This is a genomic window from Stenotrophomonas sp. Marseille-Q4652, assembly GCF_916618915.1.
GTDB lineage: Bacteria > Pseudomonadota > Gammaproteobacteria > Xanthomonadales > Xanthomonadaceae > Stenotrophomonas.
In genome coordinates, this window is sequence record NZ_CAKAKE010000001.1 from 857,313 (window position 1) to 872,278 (window position 14,966).

At 68.3% G+C, this 14,966-nt stretch carries 17 protein-coding genes and 1 tRNA gene; 12 read left to right on the forward strand and 6 right to left on the reverse strand.

The window, feature by feature from the left end:
* The first annotated feature begins 21 nt into the window (after nt 1-21).
* Nucleotides 22-756, forward strand: a complete 735-nt coding sequence (hutC, locus tag LG380_RS03940) for a histidine utilization repressor (RefSeq protein ID WP_225763711.1) — start codon at nt 22-24, stop codon at nt 754-756.
* A 6-nt stretch (nt 757-762) separates the two neighbouring features.
* Here hutC and LG380_RS03945 read toward each other — a convergent pair whose 3' ends face one another.
* From LG380_RS03945 to LG380_RS03955, 3 genes are all read right to left on the reverse strand, one after another.
* Complete coding sequence (locus LG380_RS03945) at nt 763-1,773, reverse strand: restriction endonuclease (protein ID WP_225763712.1); 1,011 nt, start codon at nt 1,771-1,773, stop codon at nt 763-765.
* A 216-nt stretch (nt 1,774-1,989) separates the two neighbouring features.
* Nucleotides 1,990-2,493, reverse strand: coding sequence for a phasin family protein (locus tag LG380_RS03950; RefSeq protein WP_225763713.1), 504 nt, complete (start codon nt 2,491-2,493; stop codon nt 1,990-1,992).
* A gap of 85 nt (nt 2,494-2,578) precedes the next feature.
* Nucleotides 2,579-2,854 carry a polyhydroxyalkanoic acid system family protein gene (locus tag LG380_RS03955; RefSeq protein WP_225763714.1) on the reverse strand — a complete coding sequence of 92 codons (276 nt, stop codon included), beginning with the start codon at nt 2,852-2,854 and terminating at the stop codon, nt 2,579-2,581.
* A gap of 110 nt (nt 2,855-2,964) precedes the next feature.
* Between LG380_RS03955 and LG380_RS03960 the strand changes: the two genes are divergently transcribed.
* The 4 genes from LG380_RS03960 (at nt 2,965) to aroA (ending at nt 7,665) form a co-directional block, all read left to right on the forward strand.
* On the forward strand, nt 2,965-3,771 hold the full coding sequence (locus LG380_RS03960) for an FHA domain-containing protein (protein ID WP_225766436.1): 807 nt from the start codon (nt 2,965-2,967) through the stop codon (nt 3,769-3,771).
* Between the two features lie 174 nt (nt 3,772-3,945).
* The gene (gene serC / locus LG380_RS03965; RefSeq protein ID WP_225763715.1) at nt 3,946-5,031 is read left to right on the forward strand and encodes a 3-phosphoserine/phosphohydroxythreonine transaminase; all 1,086 of its coding nucleotides are present in this window, start codon (nt 3,946-3,948) and stop codon (nt 5,029-5,031) included.
* 155 nt (nt 5,032-5,186) lie between these two features.
* Nucleotides 5,187-6,281: a prephenate dehydratase gene (gene pheA / locus LG380_RS03970; protein ID WP_225766437.1), complete on the forward strand. Its 1,095-nt coding sequence runs from the start codon at nt 5,187-5,189 to the stop codon at nt 6,279-6,281.
* Between the two features lie 70 nt (nt 6,282-6,351).
* Nucleotides 6,352-7,665, forward strand: coding sequence for a 3-phosphoshikimate 1-carboxyvinyltransferase (aroA, locus tag LG380_RS03975; RefSeq protein ID WP_225763716.1), 1,314 nt, complete (start codon nt 6,352-6,354; stop codon nt 7,663-7,665).
* Here aroA and LG380_RS03980 read toward each other — a convergent pair.
* Entirely contained in the window at nt 7,649-8,218 is a 570-nt protein-coding gene (locus tag LG380_RS03980; protein WP_225763717.1) for an energy transducer TonB, read from the reverse strand. The genes aroA and LG380_RS03980 overlap by 17 nt on opposite strands.
* 142 nt (nt 8,219-8,360) lie before the next feature.
* Nucleotides 8,361-8,999, reverse strand: a complete 639-nt coding sequence (locus tag LG380_RS03985; RefSeq protein ID WP_225763718.1) for an energy transducer TonB — start codon at nt 8,997-8,999, stop codon at nt 8,361-8,363.
* Between the two features lie 110 nt (nt 9,000-9,109).
* Here LG380_RS03985 and serS point away from each other — a divergent pair, with 110 nt between their 5' ends.
* The gene (gene serS / locus LG380_RS03990) at nt 9,110-10,390 is read left to right on the forward strand and encodes a serine--tRNA ligase (protein WP_225763719.1); all 1,281 of its coding nucleotides are present in this window, start codon (nt 9,110-9,112) and stop codon (nt 10,388-10,390) included.
* Between the two features lie 134 nt (nt 10,391-10,524).
* Here serS and LG380_RS03995 read toward each other — a convergent pair whose 3' ends face one another.
* The gene (locus tag LG380_RS03995) at nt 10,525-11,106 is read right to left on the reverse strand and encodes an NAD(P)H-dependent oxidoreductase (RefSeq protein WP_225763720.1); all 582 of its coding nucleotides are present in this window, start codon (nt 11,104-11,106) and stop codon (nt 10,525-10,527) included.
* Between the two features lie 120 nt (nt 11,107-11,226).
* Here LG380_RS03995 and LG380_RS04000 point away from each other — a divergent pair, with 120 nt between their 5' ends.
* The 6 genes from LG380_RS04000 to LG380_RS04025 all read left to right on the forward strand — a co-directional run bounded on the left by LG380_RS04000 (nt 11,227) and on the right by LG380_RS04025 (nt 14,916).
* Nucleotides 11,227-12,219, forward strand: a complete 993-nt coding sequence (locus LG380_RS04000; RefSeq protein ID WP_225763721.1) for a LysR family transcriptional regulator — start codon at nt 11,227-11,229, stop codon at nt 12,217-12,219.
* Nucleotides 12,220-12,288: 69 nt separating this feature from the next.
* Nucleotides 12,289-12,378 (forward strand) — tRNA-Ser (locus tag LG380_RS04005).
* Between the two features lie 51 nt (nt 12,379-12,429).
* Nucleotides 12,430-12,897, forward strand: coding sequence for an acetyltransferase (locus tag LG380_RS04010; RefSeq protein ID WP_225763722.1), 468 nt, complete (start codon nt 12,430-12,432; stop codon nt 12,895-12,897).
* Nucleotides 12,897-13,394, forward strand: a complete 498-nt coding sequence (gene tadA / locus LG380_RS04015) for a tRNA adenosine(34) deaminase TadA (protein ID WP_225763723.1) — start codon at nt 12,897-12,899, stop codon at nt 13,392-13,394. The genes LG380_RS04010 and tadA overlap by 1 nt, the downstream gene beginning before the upstream one ends.
* An 83-nt stretch (nt 13,395-13,477) precedes the next feature.
* Nucleotides 13,478-14,053, forward strand: a complete 576-nt coding sequence (gene orn / locus LG380_RS04020; RefSeq protein WP_225763724.1) for an oligoribonuclease — start codon at nt 13,478-13,480, stop codon at nt 14,051-14,053.
* 14 nt (nt 14,054-14,067) lie between these two features.
* The gene (locus tag LG380_RS04025) at nt 14,068-14,916 is read left to right on the forward strand and encodes an EcsC family protein (protein ID WP_225763725.1); all 849 of its coding nucleotides are present in this window, start codon (nt 14,068-14,070) and stop codon (nt 14,914-14,916) included.
* Nucleotides 14,917-14,966 lie beyond the last annotated feature (50 nt).

The window sequence follows — 14,966 nt, forward strand, 5'->3', positions numbered from 1 at the left end:
CAACACGCGGGATGAGTGCGCATGAGCAGCAGCAAGGGTGAAACCCTCAACCAACGCATCCGCAGCGAGATCGAAAGCCGGATCCTCAGCGGCGAATGGCCGGCGGGCCACCGCATCCCGTTCGAACACGAACTGATGGCCCAGTACGGCTGCTCGCGTATGACGGTCAACAAGGTGCTGACCACCCTGGCCGAGAACGGCATGATCGAGCGCCGCCGCCGCGCCGGTTCGTTCGTCGCCCGCCACCATCCCCACCTGGAGCAGGTGGCGCTGGAGATCCCCGACATCGCCACCGCGGTCACCCAGCGCGGGCACCGTTATGGCTTCCGCCTGCTGCAGCGGGTGCAGCGCGCGGCCGATCCGGACCGACCGGAGGAAGTGGCGCTGGTGGGCAACGGGGTGCTGCTGGAGTTGCGCAGCCTGCACCTGGCCGACGGCCAGCCATTGGCGCTGGAGTACCGGCTGGTCAACCCGTCGGTAGTGCCGCAGATGCTGGAGACCGATTTTTCCGAGTACGCGCCGGGCAGCTGGCTGCTGCAGCACGTTTCCTGGACCCGGGGCGAACACCGCATCAGTGCGGTGGCGGCCACGGCCGACGAGGCGGCGCAGCTGCAGGTGCCGACCGGCACCGCCTGCCTGGTGATCGGGCGCCAGACGTGGATCGGCGACCAGCCCATCACCTGGGTGCGGCAGATGTTCCTGGGCGACTCCTACGACCTGATTGCCCGTTTCGCGCCGGGCGCACGCGTCAGCTGAGCCTGCTCAGATCGTGCTGCACTGGCGCCAGCGCACCGGCTCGTCGTAACCGGGCCGCGGATTGAGCTGGATACGCACGGTGCGCAGCGCCGGGTAGCGGGTGACTTCCTCGCAGATCAGCGGCCACACCTTGTCGTCATCGGCCGAGCGGTCCACCGACAGGGTCAGCCGGGTCAACCACAGCGCGCTGATGATTCCGGGTCGGGTGGACAGCGAGCGCGACACCGCCTGCTGATAACGCGCCAGGGTGGCGTCGTCCGGGTTTTCCTGCAGGTAATCCTCGATCTCCGCAGTGTCCCCGGCGCCCGTGGTTTCGACTGGGGTGGCGTCGGCAGCCGCAGGAGCCGGCGCGGGCGCAGGCGGCTCGGGGGCGGCCGCCACCACCGGCAGGGCGGCGGTTGGTTCGTCAGGCTGGGTTACCAGGGCGGTCAGGTAGCCCATGCCGACCAGCAGGCCCAGCGTCACCGACGCCAGTGCGGCGATGCCGATATGGCGCTGCGCCTCGCGACGGGCCACACCCGTGACACTGGCTTCAAGCTCCCCGGGGAGGTAGCTGCGCAGCAGCGGCCACAGGTGACGGCCGTCCAGCACCTCGATCGACTGCTTCTGGGCCGCGGCAAGACCATCACGCTCCACCTTGCCTTCGGTGATCAGCACGCCACCACGGGCGCCGGCCAGGCGCAGGGCGGCACCGAGTTCGTTCACCGCGGCCGAGCCGATGCGGTAGGCGCGGCCGTGCTTGCACGACACCAGCCAACGCTGGCCTTCGCCGTCCTGCATCAGGAAATCCGACTGCGGTTCGCGGTTCTCGTCGCGCTCTTCGAACACGTCGACCCACCCGCGCTGTTCGTGCATGGCCCGGTGGATCAGCTGCGAAAACTCGCGCCAATGCATCCCCGCCAGGGCTTTCAGGCCAAGGCGGGTCTCGGTGGTGCGGCGCTTGATGAACCAGAGATGGAACGTGGCCAGGCACCAGACCAGCAGCGCCAGCACGAAAGCCAGAATCCAGGAGAACACGTAAGTACCCGGGGAAGCGTGGGCGAATCGGCCAATTCTATATCGGCCGGGGTTCGGAACCGTCCAACATCACGGTTGCACGGAAGGGGAGGCCGGGCGGAGGCAAAAAAAAGCCCGCCGATCCGGAGCCAAGAGGGGAGGGAACAATTGGCAACGGTCAAGCTGGCGGGCTGATACCGATTGTACCGGCCGCATGTTGCTTTGCAACATTAGACTTCAGTCGACCTGTGGCGGGTCCGACGGGGTGCTCCCGGTGCTGCTGGCCGAAGCCACAGCGGCGGCTGCCTGGGCCTGGGAAGCGCGGGTCTCGGCGCGGTTGAGGCGGGCGTTGAGCGTCTCGATCCGCTGGTTGAGCGCCTCGATCTCCTCGCGGGTCGGGATGTTCAACCGGCGCAGCGCCGACTGCACCTGGTCCTCGAACATGCCTTCCATCTTCCCCCAGGCGCCGGTTACGCGCTCCCTGGCGCGGTCAAAGGTGTGCTCGACGCTGTCGCGCAGCGGGGCACCACGTTCCGGATCCAGCCGGCTCTGCTGTTCGTAGTTCTCGCCCTCGCGGACCAGCGAATCGAAGAGCTTGCTGCCTTCGGCCTGGGCACGGCCCAGGGCGCCGAGCCCGGCCAGCCAGATCTGCTGGGCCGATTCGGCGACCTTGCGGGTCAGGCGCTCTGTCTGCTCGTGGGCCGAGGCGGCATCGTCGTAGGTGCGGTTTTCGGTGGTCATGGCCTTCTCCCTGTCAGGAATGGTCTGCCACCAAATCTAACGCCGCGACCGTTGCGCGGCGTGATGGCTTCGCGACGCGCCCGGCTCAGCCCAGCCGCTCGGACAGCACCCGCTTGATCTCCGACTCGACCATGTCCTGCATCGCCGACAGCAGGAAACCCAGCTCGGCGGTAACCCGGACCTCGCCGGGCAGCAGTTCGATCGCACCATCGACGCCGGAGCGCGAGAACTGCAGCCTGTCACCCTGCCAGCGCGAGGTGATGTCGAAACGCTCGTCGAGCTTCCGGGCCACGTCCTCGATGGCCGAGCGCGCCTGGTCGGCGGCGAGGGAGTGGGCGTGGCGGATATCGATGCGGGACACGGGTGCTCCAGGACGTCGTGGGCAGGGGAGGGGCGGCTATTGTGCGCACGGCGGCGTGCACGTCCAGCACATCCTTCTGCATGTTCATGCAACCTGATAGTCTGCGCCGCGTGCAGACCCTGCTAGTACATCCGACCAACCGCCAGCAGCCCGACCAGCCACTGCGTCCGGGCATCCTGCGCATCGCCCGGCATGCCTCGGGCGTGGTCCGCGTCGGCGAGGAAGTGCAGGGCACGCTGCTGCTGGCCCAGTTCTGCCTCGATGGCCGCGGCCTCTGGCTGCAGGTCGCCAACGGCATCCGCGGGATCCACGTCAACGGTCGCCCGGTGCGGCGCATGGCGATGCTGCGCGCGGGCGACGCGGTGTACGCCGATGGCCTGGAACTGGTGGTGCAGGGCAGCTGCGAACAAGTGCCCAACCCGCCTGAAATGCCGGTGCATGCCGGCGAGGACCAGCGCATGCTGCTGCGTGGCGTCGGTGGCCAGCACCACGGGCGCAGCTTCACCCTGGATCGCATGCGCCTGGTCGGGCGCAGCGCCGAGGCGGACATCATCATCGACGATCCGGCCTTTGCGCTGGAGCATGCGCGGCTGGAACGTCATGGCGACCGGATCCTGCTGCGCGACCTCGGCTCGGCCGAGGGCAGCACGGTCAACGGCGTCCCGGTGCGCCACTGCTGGCTGCAGCCCGGCGACCAGGTCGTGTTCGATGCCCAGCACCGTTTCGTGCTCGAGGTGCCGCTGGTGCACCAGCCCGTGCTCGATACCGAAGAGCCGACCGAGGTCGAAGCCACGCCCGAACATCGCCCGCTGGCAAGCGAGCCCCGGCGTAGTTCGCATCGCTGGCCGTGGTTGCTGCTGGCCGCCTTGCTGATGGCTGGCGCGCTGGCCAGCCTGCTCCTGTTCGGAGCGCGCTGAGGCCATCCGTTTCCGCGTCAACTCCCGCGGAACCGGCGAAAGAAAGAGCCGTATGAGAGGGTCACGCATACGGCCCATTACAGGGCTGGCTAATGGATGCAGTTGCAACCATTTGCCGCCAGCCCAAGCCTGATGTGCTGCGGCATACTAGGGCTCTTGCCCCATAGGTGTGACATGACGCGCGCGTTCAATTTCAGTGCCGGCCCTGCAACGTTGCCGGAATCGGTCCTGCGCCAGGCGCAGGAGGAAATGTTGGAATGGCGCGGCGTCGGCGCATCGGTGGTGGAGATCAGCCACCGCAGTGCCGAGTTCATTGCCCTGGCCGCCGAGACCGAAGCCGACCTGCGTCGCCTGCTTTCGATCCCGGACAACTACGCGGTGCTGTTCACTGCCGGCGGCGCGACCACCCAGCAGGCGCTGTTGCCGCTGAATTTCGCCAGCCCGGGCCAGCGGGCCGATTACGTGCTCACCGGCCACTGGGGCAAGACCGCGGTCAAGCAGGCGCGCCCCTATGTCGACGTCAACGTGGCCGCCGACGGCGAGGTGGATGGCTATCACGACATCCCGCCGCGCGCGGAGTGGAAGCTGTCCGATGATGCGGCCTACGTGCACATCACGGCCAACGAAACCATCCACGGCGTCGAGTTCCGCGACATCCCGGACGTGGGCAACGTACCGCTGGTGGCCGATTTCAGTTCCTCGATCGCGTCCGAACCGCTGGATGTGTCGCGCTTCGGGCTGATCTATGCCGGTGCGCAGAAGAACCTGGGGCCGGTCGGCATCTCGGTGATGATTGTGCGCCGCGACCTGCTCGAGCGTGCCGGCCAGCCGCGCGCCGACATCTTCGATTACCGCTCGCATGCCGCGCGCGATTCCATGCTCAACACGCCGCCGACCTGGAACTGGTACCTGCTCGGGCTGACGGTGAAGTGGATGCTGGCCGAAGGTGGTGTCACCGAGTTCGCCAGCCGCAATGCCGCCAAATCGGCCGCGGTCTACGAAGCGATCGACGGCTCCGGCGGCTTCTACCGCAACGAGATCGCCCCGGCGGCGCGCTCGCGGATGAACATCCCGTTCTTCCTGCCCGATGACACGCTTACCAGCCGCTTCCTTACAGAGTCCAGGGAGGCCGGGTTGCTGGCGCTGAAGGGCCACAAGGCGCTCGGCGGGCTGCGCGCCTCGCTGTACAACGCCATGCCGCTGGCCGGCGCGCAAGGCCTGGCCGGCTTCATGCGCGATTTCCAGCAGCGCCACGGTTGAGCCGTCGCCCCTGATTTACCTTTCCGCCGGGTAGCTGCCCGGCGACCGTAATCGCAAGGATCCACCCCATGGCCGACAAGCCAAGCAAGCCCGCACGCAAGCGCGCCACTTCCGCGAAGACGGAAAAGCCTGCCAAGGCGCGCCCCAATGTCGAGATGCCCGCGGTGGCCGCGCCGGTGCTGGCCGACGTGCGTGCCCGAATCGACCAGATAGATCGTGACATCCAGGGCCTGATCGCCGAGCGCGCGCGCATGGCCCGCCAGGTCGGCAAGGCCAAGGGCAAGCTTGCGCAGGCGGTGGACTACTACCGCCCCGAACGCGAGGCACAGGTGCTGCGCATGGTCGTGGACCGCAACGAGGGCCCGCTCAGCGACGAGGTCCTGGTCCACGTCTACCGCGAGATCATGTCTGCCTGCCTGGCCCAGCAGGAGCCGCTGAAGATCGGCTACCTCGGCCCGGAAGGCACTTTCAGCCAGCAGGCCGTGCTCAAGCACTTTGGCCGCTCGGCGCTGGGCCTGCCGCTGGCCAGCATCGAGGAGGTGTTCCAGGAGGTGGAAGCCGGCAATGCCGACTTCGGCGTGGTGCCGGTGGAGAACTCGGGGCAGGGCACGATCCAGATCACGCTGGACATGTTCCTGACCTCCAACCTCAAGATCTGCGGCGAGGTGGAGCTGCGCGTGCAGCAGTTCCTGATGTCGCGCAGTGGCCGCATCGAGGACATCGAGCGCATCTATGCGCATCCGCAGTCGTTCATGCAGACCTCGGCGTGGCTGCGTGCCAACCTTCCCAGGGCCGAGAAGATCCCGGTGTCGTCCAACGCCGAAGGCGCACGACGCGCACGCAATGCAGACGACGCGGCGGCGATCGGCGGCGAGAGCGCCGGTCATGTCTATGGCCTGAAGAAGGTGGTCACCAAGCCGATCCAGAACGACGCCGACAACACCACGCGTTTCCTGGTGATCGGCCGGCAGATCTTCCCGTCCTCCGGTCATGACCGCACCTCGGTGCTGGTGTTCATCCACGACAAGCCCGGCGCGCTGTTCGACGTGCTCAGCCCGTTTGCCCGCCATGGCATCAGCATGAACCGCATCGAGTCGCGGCCCTCGCACCAGGCCAGGTGGGAGTACGGCTTCTTCATCGACCTGGCCGGTCATGTCGAGGACGAGGCGATGCAGCAGGCACTGGCTGAACTGAAGGCGCACTCGGCACAGATCAAGGTGCTGGGTTCCTATCCGGTCGCCGTGCCCTGAGCGGCCGATCTCCGCACTACCGGTGCCTGTCCGCAGGCGCCATCACCGCAGCGCAGGCAACGGAACACAGATGAGCAGTTCGCAACACTGGATCGCCACCGCCGGCGGGCCCTTGCAGGGCACGCTTTCCATTCCGGGTGACAAGTCGGTGTCGCACCGGGCGGTGATGTTCGCCGCCCTGGCCGACGGCGTATCGCGGATCGAAGGTTTCCTCGAGGGTGAGGACACCCGCGCCACTGCAGCGATCTTCCAGCAACTCGGCGTACGGATCGAAACGCCGACTCCGTCGCAGCGCATCGTCCATGGCGTGGGCGTCGATGGCCTGCGCGCTCCGACCGGCGACCTGGACTGCGGCAATGCCGGCACCGGCATGCGTCTGCTCGCCGGCCTGCTCGCGGCGCAACCGTTCGACAGCGTGCTGGTCGGCGACGAGTCGCTGTCGCGGCGCCCGATGCGCCGGGTCACCGGGCCACTGGCACGGATGGGTGCGCGCATCCAGACCGAAGCCGATGGTACGCCCCCGCTGCGCGTGCAGGGCGGGCAGGCGTTGACTGGCATCGACTACGAACTTCCGGTGGCCAGCGCCCAGGTCAAGTCGGCGCTCCTGCTGGCCGGGCTGTACGCCACGGGCGAAACCCGCATCCGCGAGCCACATCCCACGCGTGACTACACCGAACGCATGCTGCGCGCCTTCGGTGTGGAAATCGATTTCCCCCCGGGTGAGGCGCGCCTGGCCGGCGGCCAGCGCCTGCGCGCCACCGACATCGTGGTGCCGGCGGATTTTTCCTCGGCAGCGTTCTTTCTTGTGGCCGCCAGCATCATTCCGGGCTCGGGGCTGCGGCTGCAGCGCGTCGGCCTCAATCCCCGCCGTACCGGCCTGCTTGCCGCGTTGCGGCTGATGGGCGCGGACATCGTGGAAGAGAACCACGCCAGCCAGGGCGGGGAACCGGTCGCCGACCTGGTGGTGCGCCACGCACCGCTGCACGGCGCGGAAATCCCCGAGGAACTGGTGCCGGACATGATCGACGAGTTCCCGGCGTTGTTCATTGCTGCGGCCGCTGCCAGCAGCCCTACCGTGGTGAGCGGCGCGGCGGAGCTGCGGGTCAAGGAGTCAGACCGGCTTGCAGCGATGTCCGCTGGCCTGCGCACCCTGGGACTGCGAGTGGATGAAACCCCCGACGGCGCGACGATCTTTCCGGGCCAGCTCGGCGCGGGGACCATCGAGAGCCACGGCGACCATCGCATCGCGATGTCCTTCGCCGTGGCCGGCCAGCTGGCCCGGGGCGAGGTGCGGATCAACGACATCGCCAACGTGGCGACGTCGTTCCCCGGCTTTGACGCCCTGGCTACCGGTGCAGGATTCGGGCTCAGCGTCCGGGACTGAAGTCCACGGGCACCTGCACCACGCTCGCCACGGCCTGGCCATCACGCATGGCCGGCTCGAAGCGCCAGGTGCGGGTGGCGTCGATCACCGCGCGATCCAGTGCGCGGTCACGCGCGCCTTCGCGGCTGACGATGGAAACGTCCTGCACGCGACCATCGGCCCCGACCTGCAGGCGGGCCACCACGCTGCCCTCAAGGCGCGAGCGCAGCGCCTCGCGCGGATAGTCAGGCATGGCATTGCTGGACAGCGGGCGCGCATCGCGGTCCTGGGCCAGTGCGGGCGCACGCCTGGCCTGCGGCTGGGAGGCGGTGGCCGTCGGACGCGCTTCCGGCGCGACGGCGCGTGAGTCACCCGGAGCCGGCAATGCCCGTTCGCCCACGGGGGGCGCGGTGACACCGTTGCGCTGCTGCGCGACCCAGGCCGCGGCGATGGCAAGTATCGCGGCCATCAGCGCAATCCACAGCCAGACCGATACCGGGCGGTTACGACGGCCCTGCGGCGTGGCGGCAACGCGGGTGGTGTTGTGCACGTAGTGGCCGGGGGGCGGGGACATGGCGGGCTCCTGCTTCGATCGGGAGTCCAGTCTTGCCCGGGCAGCTGCGCGGGTGTGTCACCCAGCCGTGAAGCATCGGCCTGAAACCCGATGGCATTCAGCCGCCGATGCTGCAAGTCACTGAAAGGTCGTTCCTGCGCGCTCAGGGCGTGAAATCGAAGGGGATTTCCAAGCTCCCTTCCACCGGCTGCCCATCGCGGGTCGCTGGCTGGAAGCGCCAGCGCCGCACAGCCTCCATTGCTGCACGATCCAGTGCCCGCGAGCCACTGCGCTGGACCAGCGTGACGCCGCCAGGCATGCCGTTGGCATCCACGTCGACACGCACCACCACAGTGCCGCGCTCTCCGCGGCGCAGGGCCGCAGGCGGGTATTGCGGCGCAGGGCTGCTGTCAGCCAGTGGCCGCGGCCGCTCAACGGGACCGGTCGATGCCGGCGTGGCGGCAGCGTTGGCCGCGGCGATCTCCGCGGGCGTGGGTTCCTGCTGTACCGGAGGCGGCACGGTTTCCACCAGTTGGGGGCGCTCGTCTTCTTCCACCGGCCTGGCATCAGGCATCTCGCTGGCCCCGGCACCGGCCGGCAGCGGTGCCGGCAGCGGCTGGAGCGTGGCCTGTGTCTCAGCCACGTCAGGATCCGGCCCGGCGACCTCGTTCTTGCGGCCGCCCAGCCACACGAGCACGAACAGCAGCACGCCGATGCCGAAGGCAATCCCGGCAATCGAAAGAGAGCGCGGAGGCAACGGGAAGCGGGAGGCGGAGGCGGGGGAAGCGCGGTCGGCAGGCATGGGGGTAACCGTTCGGAACCGCCCGATTCTGGCACAGCGCGCATGCAGGGGACGCAGACGCCGCCGGTTCAGGCGATAATTGCAGCTTACGTCGTCACAGTGCCGCCACCATGCTCGATCCCGTCCTGCTCCGCCAAAACCCCGCCGAACTGGCCGAACGCCTGCGCGCCACGCGCGGCTACGCGCTGGACGTGGCCGAACTCGAATCCCTGGAAGCCGACCGCAAGCGCATCCAAGTGCGCACCCAGGAACTGCAGAGCCTGCGCAACAGCCGGTCCAAGGCGATCGGCCAGGCCAAGGCCAAGGGCGAGGATGTGTCGGCGATCATGGCCGAAGTGGCCGGCTTCGCCGATGAGCTGAAGGCCTCTGAAGTGCAGTTGGACCAGTTGCGCGAGCGTATCGAAGCCATCGCCCAGGGCATTCCCAACCTGCCGGCCGAGGAAGTGCCGCTGGGTGCGGACGAGACCGAAAACGTCGAGCAGTCGCGCTGGGGCACGCCGCGTGAGTTTGATTTCCCGGTCAAGGACCACGTCGAGCTCGGCGCCCGCAAAGGCTGGCTGGATGCCGAGACCGCGGCCAAGCTGTCCGGCGCGCGCTTCACCGTGCTGCGCGGCCAGATGGCCCGCCTGCACCGTGCGCTGGCGCAGTTCATGCTCGACCTGCACACCAATGAGCACGGCTACGAGGAGACCAATGTCCCGGTCATCGTCAACGCCGAGTCGCTGGTCGGCACCGGCCAGCTGCCGAAGTTCGCCGAGGACATGTTCGCCACCGAACTGGGCGATGCGCGCCGCTACCTGATCTCGACCTCGGAAATCGCGCTGACCAACACCGTGCGGGACGAGATCGTCGAGGACGCGCGCCTGCCGATGCGCATGACCGCCCACTCGCTGTGCTTCCGTTCCGAGGCCGGCAGCGCCGGTCGCGATACCCGCGGCATGATCCGCCAGCACCAGTTCGAGAAGGTGGAGCTGGTGTCCATCGCCCGTCCGGAAGAAAGCGAGGCCGAGCACCAGCGCATGACCCGCGCCGCCGAGGTGGTGCTGGAGAAGCTGGGCCTGCCGTACCGCAAGGTGCTGCTGTGCAGCGGCGACATGGGCTTCTCGGCGCGCAAGACCTATGACCTGGAAGTCTGGCTGCCGTCGCAGAACACGTACCGCGAGATTTCCTCGTGCTCCAACTGCGGTGATTTCCAGGCCCGCCGCATGCAGGCCCGCTGGCGCAACCCGGCCACCGGCAAGCCGGAGCTGCTGCACACCCTCAATGGCTCGGGCGTGGCCGTGGGCCGCGCACTGGTGGCGGTGCTGGAGAACTACCAGAACGCCGACGGCTCGATCACCGTGCCCGAGGTGCTGCGCCCGTACATGGGTGGCGCCGAACGGATCGACTGATCCTTCGCTGGGATGCACACGCGCAACGGCCCTTCGGGGCCGTTTCTTTTTTCAGTCCGGACAGAACGACGGCCCCGAAGGGCCGTCGGTGCCGGTCATGCCGGCGGCATCGCGGTGGGGGAGGCGATGTCAGGTCAGGCGGCCAGCGCCGCGGCCGGCTGCGGCAGGGCAGCCAGCGCCTGGTCGATGGCATCGGAGCGGTGCTGCGGCGAATAAGCCACGCCTTCGGCGCGCACGAATTCCACGTCATTGATGCCGAGGAAGGCGAAGATCTGGCGCAGGTAGGGCTCCTGGAAATCAGTCGGCGCGCCGGTGTGCAGGCCGCCGCGGGTGCTGACCACGATCACGCGCTTGCCGCCGGCCAGGCCCTCGGGGCCGTTCTCGGTGTAACGGAAGGTCCTGCCGGCCACGGCGATGCGGTCGATCCAGGCCTTGAGCGTGGACGGCACGGTGAAGTTGTACATCGGCGCGCCGATCACCAGCACGTCGGCCTCCAGGAACTGCTGCAGGGTGCGTTCGGCATCGGCCTTTTCGGCCTCGTTGGTGCCGGCCAGCGAGGCGCCGGTCAGGTGCGGGACCGGTTCGCTGTCCAGGTCGCGGTAGTCCACCACCAGGTCGGGCAGGGCCTTGTGCCAGGTTTCCACCACGGCGGCGGTGAGCTGGCGGCTGATGGAGTTGCCACCCAGGGCGCTGGAGTCCATATGCAGCAGTTTCATGGTTCGGGTACCTCGAGGGAGAGCGGTGTTACCGCGGCAGGGTGTGAATGATGGATTGTTGCAACCGCGGGATAAAGGTGTTTGAATCACACCTATCGTTCTGAATATGAGACTGCTGACATGCAGGATCTGAATGACCTGTACTACTTCGCCATGGTCGTGGACCACGGTGGATTCGCTTCGGCCGAACGTGCGCTGGGCATCCCCAAGTCGCGCCTGAGCCGGCGCATCAGCCAGCTGGAAACCGATCTGGGCGTGCGCCTGCTGCAGCGCTCCACGCGCCGCTTCGCGGTCACCGACGTTGGCATGAGCGTGCACCGCCACGCACAGACGATGCTGGCCGAGGCCCAGGCCGCCCGTGAGGTGGTCGACCGGCTCAGCGCCGAACCGCGCGGGCTGGTGCGTGCGAGCGTTCCGGTGTCGCTGGCGCAGATGCAGCTGCCGCGGCTGTTGCCGAAATTCCTCGAGATGTACCCCAAGGTCCGGCTGCAGCTGAACATCAGCAACCGCCGGGTGGACATCATCAACGAGGGCTACGACGTCGCCCTGCGCGTGCGTTCGCGACTGGACGACGACGGCTCGCTGGTGATGCGCAGCTTCGGCCAGGTGCAGGAACTGCTGGTCGCCAGCCCGAAGTACCTGGATCGCGCCGGTCGCCCCAAGGATCCGGATGACCTGGCCAACCACGTCACGATGAGCATCAGCGAGGACGAGGCCCGCCAGCGCTGGGAACTGCACGGCCCGGACGGCGAGGTGCGACGCGTGGACCTGCAGCCGCGCGTGGCCGGCTTCGACTTCCCGCTGCTGCAGAGCATGGTCAAGGACGGCTACGGCATCACCATGCTGCCGGAAACCGTTTGCGCCGAGGCCGTGCGCAACGGCGAGCTGGAGGTCGTGCTGCCGGACTGGTCGCTGCCGCAGGGCATCTGCCATGCGGTGTTCGCCTCCCGTCGCGGCCTGCTGCCGGCGGTGCGGGTGTTCATCGACTACCTGGCCGAGAACCTGCCGCCGCTGCTGGAGGCCTCGCGGCTGGATTGCGGCGGTGCCTGCGAGCGCGCGAAGGAAAAGATCAAGGCCTCGGCGATCGGGGCGCTGGCAGTCGACGCGGGCTGAGCAAAGCCGCGCCAGTCATGCGAGAATCTGCGCCCGCGACGGCAGCTCGTCGTCGCGGCGCAATGCAACGGACAGATGGCCGAGCGGTTTAAGGCACCGGTCTTGAAAACCGGCGAAGGGTCAAACCTTCCGTGGGTTCGAATCCCACTCTGTCCGCCATTCCTTGCCCCCGGGCTGCAGGCAGGCGCCTCGCCCATCCGGTGAATCCCGATGCTGCAGCTCCGTCCATCGCGTGCACAGGACGCCCCGCGCGTCATCGAGATCTGGCGCCGCGCGGTCGACGCCACCCATGGTTTCCTGTCGCCGGCCGGCCGTAACGCCATTGACGTCGAGGTCGCCGGCTTCCTGCCGACGGCCCCGTTGCTGCTGGCGGTGGATGCCACCGACCGGCCGCTCGCCTTCATGTGGGTCACCGACGGCCACATGGAAGCCTTGTTCGTCGATCCGGATGCGCGTGGCAGCGGCATCGGTCGCCAGCTCGTTGGCCATGCACTGCGCGAGGACCCGCGGCTGACCACCGACGTCAACGAACAGAATGGGCAGGCGGTGGGCTTCTACCAGCGGCTGGGATTCACCATGGTGGGTCGCTCGCCCCTGGATGGGCAGGGCAGGCCCTATCCGCTGCTCCACCTGCGTGCTGGCGAGGCCGGCGCGCCCGACCCTGTTTCCAGCCCCTGATGTCCGTGACCACCGACCACCGCCCCGACGACGAACACTGGATGCGCCAGGCGCTGGCGCTGGCCCGGCGTGCGCAGCACGAATTCGACGAGATCCCGGTCGGCGCGCTGCTGCTCGACTCGCAGCGCCAGGTGGTGGGCGAGGGCTGGAACCTCAACATCGCCGAGTGCGACCCCAGCGCGCATGCCGAGATCGTGGCGATGCGCAGGGCGGGGCAGGCGCTGGGCAACCACCGGCTGGTCGGCAGCACCCTGTACGTGACCCTGGAGCCGTGCGCGATGTGCGCGATGGCCATCGTCCATGCGCGTGTGGCGCGGGTGGTGTACGCGGCAAGCGACCCGAAGACCGGCGCGGCCGGCAGCGTCTTCAACCTGCTGGGCGACCCGCGCCACAACCACCGCGTGGAGGTCGCCGGCGGCGTGCTCGCCAGCGAGGCCAGCACGATGCTGACCAACTATTTCCGCGCCAAGCGCGGGCGGCCCTTGCTGCCACATTGAGCCGGTTTGCGCCACGGCCGGCGTATCATTGCCCATCCATCAACAATCGGCCGGCGCCTTGCCGGTCGCGGCAAGAGGCAGACATGGCGGAAGTGCGCGCGGGTAGTGATCGACTGATCTGGATCGACCTGGAAATGACCGGGTTGGACACCGACAACGATTCGATCATCGAGATCGCCACGGTCGTCACCGACGCCCAGCTCAACGTCCTGGCCGAAGGTCCGGAATTCGCCATTTCCCATCCGCTGGCCACGCTGGAAGCGATGGATGAGTGGAACCACAACCAGCACCGGCGCTCGGGCCTGTGGCAGCGCGTGCTCGACAGCCAGGTCAACCTGGCCCAGGCCGAGGCGCAGACCGTGGCGTTCCTGGCGCAGTGGGTGCCGGCTGGCGCGTCGCCGATGTGCGGCAACTCGATCTGCCAGGACCGTCGCTTCCTGCACCGCGAGATGCCGCGCCTGGAGAAGTACTTCCACTACCGCAACCTGGACGTATCCACCATCAAGGAGCTGGCGCGCCGCTGGGCCCCGACGGTGGCCGGCGCGGTGCGCAAGACCTCCAGCCACACCGCGCTGAGCGACGTGCACGATTCGATCGACGAGCTGCGCCATTACCGCACCTACATGGGCGCGCTGTCCGGCCTGCCGCAGCCGGAGTGACCCGGTCGCCGCGCATGCAGGCTGAGTTCCCGGACATCCGCGACAGCCAGCAGGACCTGGCCGACTTGCAGCGGGCGGTCAGCCTGCTGGAGGCGCCGACGCTGACCGCGCGGATGGCCGCCGTGGTCGGCACGCCGCTGGAATTTGCGGTCCGCAAGCTGCCGGCCGGCGTCACCCGGCGCATCAACGGTGCCAGCGAGGCCGCCCTGTCCAAAGCCGCCAGTGCCGCGCTGTGGAGCCTGGAAAAGACCCCGGGCAAGGCAGCGTCGACGAAACTGCACAAACTGGCTGCCGCGGCCTCTGGCGCGGTGGGCGGGGCGTTCGGCTTCGCCGCCCTGTTCGTAGAGCTGCCGCTGTCGACCACGATCATGATGCGCGCGGTGGCCGACGTCGCCCGCAGCGAGGGCTTCGACCTCGACGACTTCGCGACCAAGCAGGCCTGCCTGGAAGTGTTCGCGCTGGGCGGCAATTCCGAGCAGGACGACGCCAGCGAGACCGGCTATTACCTGGCGCGGGGATTCACCGCCGAAGTCATGCGCCACCTGTCGGCCGAGCTGGCCGGTGGCGCGGCGCGCAGCGGCTCCGGCCTGCTGCTGGGATTGGGACCGAAGGAGGCCGCCAAGTGGCTGGCCCGGATCGTGGAAAAGGTCGCGGCACGCTTTGGCATCGTGGTCACCGAGAAGTTCGCCGCGCAGGCGGTGCCGGTGGTGGGCGCGGTCGCCGGGGCCAGCCTGAATGCCATGTTCACCGACTACTACCAGGACATGGCGCGAGGCCACTTCATCGTGCGTCGGCTCGAACAGCGCTACGGGCTGGAGCACATCCGCGCGCAGTACTCGCTGCTGGCCGGAAAGTCGGCCTGAGTTTCGCGGTTGCCGGTGTCGACGGGCCCGATTCCCGCCGCAACCCATGA